Consider the following 6,744-nt stretch of genomic DNA (forward strand, 5'->3'; position numbering starts at 1 on the left):
TGTCAGAGGTGCTGTATATATGACGTAACATGTTATAATTGAATCTATAAACTGAAAATTAACGAAGTATTGAAACTATACAACTCTACAAAAAAACCTACATTCCACTATTCATTACGCTGTTTTTCTGTGCGTTACGGAATGTATGGTTTATGATTCAAACCCTACACAAACTATACACAAAACTATACATTGAGGCGTTTAAAACCCTACACAAATACTATACACGAAAGCCCATCGTCATCCATGCAGAGTGCGCCTTCGGCGCGGCGGTAGCCGCTTTAAGTCGGCATCAAGTCATATTTTCCCGCCGCCCCGTCACTCCTACAAGCCGTTTCGTCACTTACCGCGGCACGGCGGTAAACTTACCGCGGCGCGACGGCAAACTTACCGCGGCACGGCGGTAAACATGCCGCGGCACGGCGGTAAGTGACAAGACGGCGCGCGGGAGTGACGAAGCACGCACGTAGGAGTGACGAATCGGCTTGCAGGAGCGACTTGATGCCGTAAAAATTTTAGCGGTCAGCCACGTTTTTTTCTTAGGCTTTGTCACGCTTTCCTTAGGGCGCGTCACTTACCGCTCGACGAGCGGTAAACTTACCACTCGACGAACGGCAAACTTACCACTCGGCGAGCGGTAAACTTACCACTCGTCGAACGGTAAGTAACAAATCGGCGGGAAGGAGTGACGAGACGGCGGGAAGGAGTGACGTATGGGCTTTCAGACCGTCCTCATCAACGCAGAGTGCGCCTTCGCGCGGCGGCTCCCGCCGCCATCTTCGCGGGCGTACAGCCTTCCAGGCTGACCCTGAGGGAGTTCCCTGCTATCCGGGGGCGTTGCCCCCGGTTACTCACAGTACAGCCTTCCAGGCTGGATAGTCTTGCTTGCCTTATCCTCTCCCTAAGACATGAAGTGCAGCGAAGCCACACTTGCTGGCGTTGCCCCCGGTTGAAGGTGTGTCAGAATGGTCAAGATGCAAGGCGCTGAGGATGAGGGCGCAGGGAGTGTACTGAAGTACATGACCAAGCCCGAATCCGATAGCAACGCAGCAGATTGGCCATTATGGCACGCTGACTTACTCACAGTACAGCCTTCCAGACTAAAATCCTCCCTCCGTCTCTTCCTCTCTTTGACTCTTAGTCTTTTAGTCTCTTCTCCCGTTATCACCTGTGCAGCAAAAGCATCTTAGCCTGGAGGGCTATACTGTGAGTATCCCCGGGCTGCAGCCCGGGGATAACTGATGGCAAGAAATGATTAGCCTGGAAGGCTGTACGCCCGCGAAGATGGCGGCGTTTTTCCTTAGGCTCCGTCAATCTTTCCTTAGGCTCCGTCACTTTTTCCCGCCGACTCGTTACTTACCGCCCCTCGGGCGGTAAACATGCCGTCCCACGGGCGGTAAACATGCCGTCCCACGGGCGGTAAGTGACGAATCGGCAAGCAGAAATGACGAATCGGCACGCAGAAGTGACGAATCGGCACGCAGAAATGACGAATCGGCACGCAGAAATGACAAGACAGTCCGGTCTGGAGTGCCGGACTGTCTTGCTTGACTGTCAAATGGGTATCAAGTAGGCGTTTCTTTCAAAGCGGCTGCGCCGAGTTTTTCGCGGAGCGGTCAGCCTTCCTCTTCCATTCCTCTATTCTTCAATCCGTCCTCTTTTGGATTCGCTCCACTTCTTCACGACTGTGCTTCCAACGACGATGGCTCCAAAGCCAGAGGTGCGGAGCCTTCTGTATTTCCTCTTCAAGACGTTTCATGAAGAGTTTGGAGAGTTCATGTTCCGGAAGAGAGGCTATGTCGTGAGTGAGGCATTCGAAGCGACATTCATAGTATCCTCGCTTCGGTCGGGAGAGGGTGACGAAATAACACGCAGCCCCCACTTTCCTACCGATGCGTTCTGCCCCGGTGAAGACACCGGTTTCCTGGTTCAGAAAGTTCACCCACAGATGCGTTGCCAACGGCGTGGGGCTTTGGTCTGAGATGAACCCCACATGACTCCGAATGCCTTCTTTTCGCAGGGTAAGGATGCGTTTCAACGCATCGTGTTTTTCAATGTTCTCCGACCCGAAGCGAGTGCGCAGCTTGAAAAAGAGGCGATCTGCCAAACGGCTGTGCAGACGAGTGTAGAGTTGTGCGCAATGGTTTTTGCTGAAAGAACCCAGAGTGGACACCCATTCCCAATTCCCAAAATGACCGAGCATGATGAAAACAAAAGGATGGGTCTTCAATTCCTCGTCAATTTCTTCAACGCCCACAAAACGCATGTGACGCTCGAGTTGCTTGCGACTCATGGTGCCGAGTTTCAAGGTTTCCACGAAATAGTCGCACAAGAAATGATAGAACTTGCGCTCAATCTCCCGACGCTCTTCCTCCGAGCGTTCCGGGAAGGAGTTCCTCAAATTTTCTCGAACCACACGTTTGCGATAGCCCACGACGTGATAGACCATCAAAAAGAGGAAATCAGAAATGAGATAGAGAATGGGAAAGGGCATTGCGTTTCGGGGTTTTCTAAAGCAGTGTTCTGTAAATCAGTGTTCTACAAAATCAGGCTTTTCATCTTGCCAACCACGTTTCAGGATTCAGACGGGCTGTTTCTTTGCGGAGTTGGAAGTGCAACGTGCAGTTTCCTGAACCGTCGGTGGCAACCGCGCCGATGGTCTGACGCGCCTCCACGTTCTGTCCGCGTCGGACAGAGATGGAGGAAAGGTTGCAATAGACAGACATATAACTTCCGTGACGCACGATGACGTTATAGACGCCTCCGTAGGGGAAAACCGCAGTCACTTCTCCACGGAAGACACACCGTGCCTGCGCTCCGGGACGTCCGGTGATGTTGATGCCCTTGCTGTCGAGTTGAACGCCGTTCAAACCTGCGACATTGTAGGTTCCGAAATGCGTGGTGATGGAATAGCTTCCGGTGATGGGCATGGGGAGTCTGCCTCGGTTGGAGGCAAAGCTGTTGGTCAGAGCATGGTCTGAGTTTTCAACGATGCGCGGATTGTTGAAGACCTCGTCGCGTTTGGTGGAGGCTTTGCTTGACCTGCCGGACTTTGAGGATGTGGCAGCCGTGTTTCTTCCACCGCTTTTTTTGTTGGCTGTCGCCGTGTTGCGTTTTTGGCGCTCAGCCTCTTCTCTTTCCCGGCGTGCTTTTGCTTCTCGTGCCGCTTGTTCTTTTCGGCGTCGCGCCTCTTCTGCTTTTCGGCGTTTCTCGGCGGCGATGATTTCTTGTTGAATCAGTTTGTCGATGCGAGCGTTGAGCTGGTCGTAGGTCTTCTTTTGTTGTGCGATGGACTTTTGGAGTTGCGCCTGCTTTTTGTTCAGCTCATTGACCACCTGCTGTCTTTCCTTTTTCTTCCCTTCGAGTTTTTGGGTTTCAGCGACACCTTCGGCATAGCGTGCGTCCTTTTCTTTCTTTACGCCCAGCATTTCCTGCTTCCGCGCCTTGACCTCTGCCTCCTTCTCTTGTATGATGAGTCCTTGCTGCCGCTGATAACGACTGAACTCGGTGACATATCTCATGCGTCGATACATCTGTCTGAAGTTCTGCGCTGAGAGGATGAATCTCCATTTTGAGAACTTCAGTCTGTTCCGGAACATGTAGGTCACAGCGTGCCGATACTTCCTTTTGCAGTCTTCGAGGTCTTTCTCAAGCAGGTCAATCTGCCGTTGCAACCCTTCAATGTTGGAGGCGAGCTCTGTGATTTCGGCGTGGATGCCGTCCACATACTTTTGCTGACCTTCAATCTGGGTGTTGATGACCTGCAGGTTGGCGAGTTGCGAGCGGACGTCCTTTTTGGTGGATTTCAGCAGGCTTTCCTGGTTGGCTATTTCTTTTTTGAGTGTTTTCTGCTGGCTTTGCAGTTTCCGGATTTGCTTGTTGGTTTGCGCTTCGAGGGGACTCAGCGACAGCAGAAAAACGAAGAGGAAGAGGAGAAAACGCATGAGAGGTGGCGGCGGGAAGCCGCGTTTGAGGATGATTGATTATGGGGGGAGCAGGAAGAGAGAGCAGACGGGTTCTGCAAGCCTCAGCACTTGAGGTCACAAGCCATACTTGCTCAGCACTTCCTCTGCTTTTCGGCGTTCATATTTTTTTCCGACCGTGGTGCGGGTTTGCCAATCGGACGCTTCTTTGAGCGATGAGAAAACGAGTTTCAGACTCACGGGACGCTTGACTCCTTTCAACGTCATGAGCATGTCCATGGGGAAGGGGTTGCCGTCAAACGGTTGGAAGTTGCCATAGTTCCAACAGAACTCCGTCCCGTTGGGTTGCTTCGGCGTGACGAGCAACTCTTCAATGTTTCCTTTTGACGAAGTCCGAAAGGCATAGCGCAGCCGCGGGGAGTTTTTCAGCGTCAGCGAGAAACCGTTCCCGCTTTGCTCCACGGAAAAGAGCTTTTCCGACCCTGCCACGCTGCGCTTCCCCGGCACGAAAAGTTCGTTGCGGAACAGTGCCTGGAGGGCATAGAAGTCAAGGGAGGCTTCGCGGAGGAACGACACTTCATCGTAGGTTGCCCGAACATATTCTTTGTTCAACCGGTCCAGCACGAGCACGTCCTGCGGAGTGAACTCGAGCCTCAACGCTTCCATTCCCAAGACCGGAACAAAGAGCGAGAGTTGAACGACATCATCGCGTCTCATCCGCAGCGTGCCGTTGACCGTCATGCTCTTTTCGCCGGCACCCACGGTGGCTTTCACTTTCGCCGTCAGCCACTCTTTGGTGGCTTGCCGACCTTCCGATTTCTTCACCACCGCCTCGGATTCGTCCGCCTTCAGACCGCGCGTGGTTTCTGTCGTCGGCACGGAAGCAGAGTCTTTTCCTGCCGAGGACGCGCTTTTGCAGGCGGCGAGCAACAGGGTGGATGCCAACAGGGGAATCAGCAGACGCCTCATGCCTTCTGCCCTCCCCCGGCTCTCAGTTTCAGGCCTTCAAGAGCGAGGCGGTAGGAGTCAAGTCCGAACCCGCAGACCACGCCGCAGCAGGCGGCAGCAATCATAGAGACGTGGCGGAAACTTTCTCTCGCATGCACGTTGGAAATGTGAACTTCCACCACGGGGAAGGGAAGGGACCGGATGCAATCATGGAGTGCGATGGAGGTGTGCGTATAGGCTCCGGCATTCAGGGCAACGCCCTCAATGCCTTCCCGGCGCGCCTGTTGCAGGCGGTCGATGAGTGCGCCTTCGCAGTTGCTTTGGAAATAGACTATTTCATCTGTCGGAAACGCCTCGTTCAAGGTTTTCAAGCAGTCCTCCATAGAACCGGTACCATAGATGCCCGGTTCGCGCTCACCCAACAAGTTCAAGTTCGGGCCGTTCAACACCAAGAGTTTCATTGTCGCTTGTCTTCTGAAATTTATATTCGTCGTAAATTTGCACGGTCTGCGCTTCGTCTCGGCGACTACGCCGACAGTGACACGGCGCAAAGTTACGAAAAACTCGGCATACTCCTCAATTTCTTCTCCTTCAACCGAACATCCCCTCCGCCCATGCCCTCCTCTCCGTCTTCTTTGTTTGAAGCCTACACCCGTCATTTGCTCCTAGAACAGGGACTCTCCGCCAACACCCGCGATGCCTACGGTCGCGACGTCGCCAAGTTGCTGTCCTATCTCGCCGACGAGCAGGTCAAACTGCGCGAGGTCACATTGGAGCACCTGCACCGCTTCTCGTTTGAACTTTGCGAACTCGGCATCTCGCCCACCTCCGTGGCGCGCATCCTGAGCGGTGTCCGTTCGTTCTTTCGCTTTCTGGTCTTGGACGGGTTCTTGGATGCCGACCCGACGGAACTGCTGGAGTCGCCCCACCGTCCGAAGCATCTGCCCGAGGTGCTGACCGTCGAAGAGGTGGACAGGATTGAGCAAGCCTTTGACGTCAGCACGAGCGAAGGATGTCGGGACCGTGCGATGGTGGAGGTGCTCTACAGTTGCGGACTCCGAGTCAGCGAACTTTGCTCGCTTCGTTTGAGCGACCTTTTTTTGGAGGAAGGTTTTCTGAAGGTGGAGGGAAAGGGAAGCAAACAACGACTTGTCCCCATTTCGGAAAGAGCCGTGAAGGAGATTGGTCAGTGGATGTTCCATCGGCACGAGATTACGATTCGCCCGGGTGAGGAGGACTATGTTTTCCTAAGTCTTCGACGAGGCAAACATCTTTCCCGCATCACCGTGTTCCACAACCTGCGCGTCGCTGCCGAAGCGGCAGGCATCACAAAGAACATTTCACCTCACACGCTCCGCCACACCTTTGCCACCCACCTGCTGGAAGGGGGCGCGAACCTGCGCGCCATTCAAGCCATGCTGGGACACGAGCGAATCACCACCACGGAAATCTACACGCACCTGGACCGCAGTTTCCTTCGCGCTCAGGTCCTCGAGCATTTCCCGAGAAACAGAGAATCGGATTGAAACGAAGCGGAGAAACATTTCTTGCCGGGAGCGCACTCTTTTTGAAACCCTTTTGAAACCCTTTTGAAACCCTTTTTGAAACATTAATGTTCATGAATTTGATTCATTAAAAAGCCATTAATTTGTTTTTGAACAAGGATTGAACAAGGACTGTTCACGAATTGTTCAGAAATTAATGAGACATTTAATGGAACAGTTAATGGGCATTAATGGAGAAAACATTTTCTTGTTTTTGAAGGCGAATTGTTCAGAAATAAGGGGTGTTCTAAAAATCAGGTTGAGTTGATTTTTGATTTCTTAGAGATGAACTTTTGTAAGTTTCGTCAGTCACATAGCCCGCTATGCTC

Annotated in this window: 5 protein-coding genes; 1 reads left to right on the forward strand and 4 read right to left on the reverse strand. The window is 52.8% G+C overall.

Annotated elements, in window-relative coordinates; genetic code table 11:
* Positions 1-1,645 precede the first annotated feature (1,645 nt).
* From I6E40_RS10295 to I6E40_RS10310, 4 genes are all read right to left on the reverse strand, one after another.
* Positions 1,646-2,494, reverse strand: a complete 849-nt coding sequence (locus tag I6E40_RS10295; RefSeq protein ID WP_235387076.1) for a lysophospholipid acyltransferase family protein — start codon at positions 2,492-2,494, stop codon at positions 1,646-1,648.
* Between the two features lie 61 nt (positions 2,495-2,555).
* On the reverse strand, positions 2,556-3,944 hold the full coding sequence (locus tag I6E40_RS10300; RefSeq protein ID WP_235387078.1) for a murein hydrolase activator EnvC family protein: 1,389 nt from the start codon (positions 3,942-3,944) through the stop codon (positions 2,556-2,558).
* A gap of 96 nt (positions 3,945-4,040) precedes the next feature.
* On the reverse strand, positions 4,041-4,892 hold the full coding sequence (locus I6E40_RS10305; RefSeq protein WP_235387080.1) for a DUF4292 domain-containing protein: 852 nt from the start codon (positions 4,890-4,892) through the stop codon (positions 4,041-4,043).
* Positions 4,889-5,332, reverse strand: coding sequence for a type II 3-dehydroquinate dehydratase (locus I6E40_RS10310; RefSeq protein WP_235387081.1), 444 nt, complete (start codon positions 5,330-5,332; stop codon positions 4,889-4,891). The genes I6E40_RS10305 and I6E40_RS10310 overlap by 4 nt, the downstream gene beginning before the upstream one ends.
* Before the next feature lie 153 nt (positions 5,333-5,485).
* On the opposite strand from I6E40_RS10310, the gene I6E40_RS10315 reads away from it, so the two are divergent.
* A complete protein-coding gene (locus I6E40_RS10315; protein WP_235387090.1) occupies positions 5,486-6,397 on the forward strand; it encodes a site-specific tyrosine recombinase in 912 nt (303 codons plus the stop codon).
* Positions 6,398-6,744 lie beyond the last annotated feature (347 nt).

The sequence above is a fragment of the Prevotellamassilia timonensis genome (genome assembly GCF_021531665.1).
In the GTDB taxonomy this organism is placed as follows: domain Bacteria; phylum Bacteroidota; class Bacteroidia; order Bacteroidales; family Bacteroidaceae; genus Alloprevotella.

What these genes read in the sequence shown, in the direction of transcription:
- I6E40_RS10305 (WP_235387080.1), bottom strand. Translation starts at nt 4,892, where the DNA reads ATGAGGCGTCTGCTGATTCCCCTGTTGGCATCCACCCTGTTGCTCGCC.
- I6E40_RS10310 (WP_235387081.1), bottom strand. Translation starts at nt 5,332, where the DNA reads ATGAAACTCTTGGTGTTGAACGGCCCGAACTTGAACTTGTTGGGTGAG.
- I6E40_RS10295 (WP_235387076.1), bottom strand. Translation starts at nt 2,494, where the DNA reads ATGCCCTTTCCCATTCTCTATCTCATTTCTGATTTCCTCTTTTTGATG.
- I6E40_RS10300 (WP_235387078.1), bottom strand. Translation starts at nt 3,944, where the DNA reads ATGCGTTTTCTCCTCTTCCTCTTCGTTTTTCTGCTGTCGCTGAGTCCC.
- I6E40_RS10315 (WP_235387090.1), top strand. Translation starts at nt 5,486, where the DNA reads ATGCCCTCCTCTCCGTCTTCTTTGTTTGAAGCCTACACCCGTCATTTG.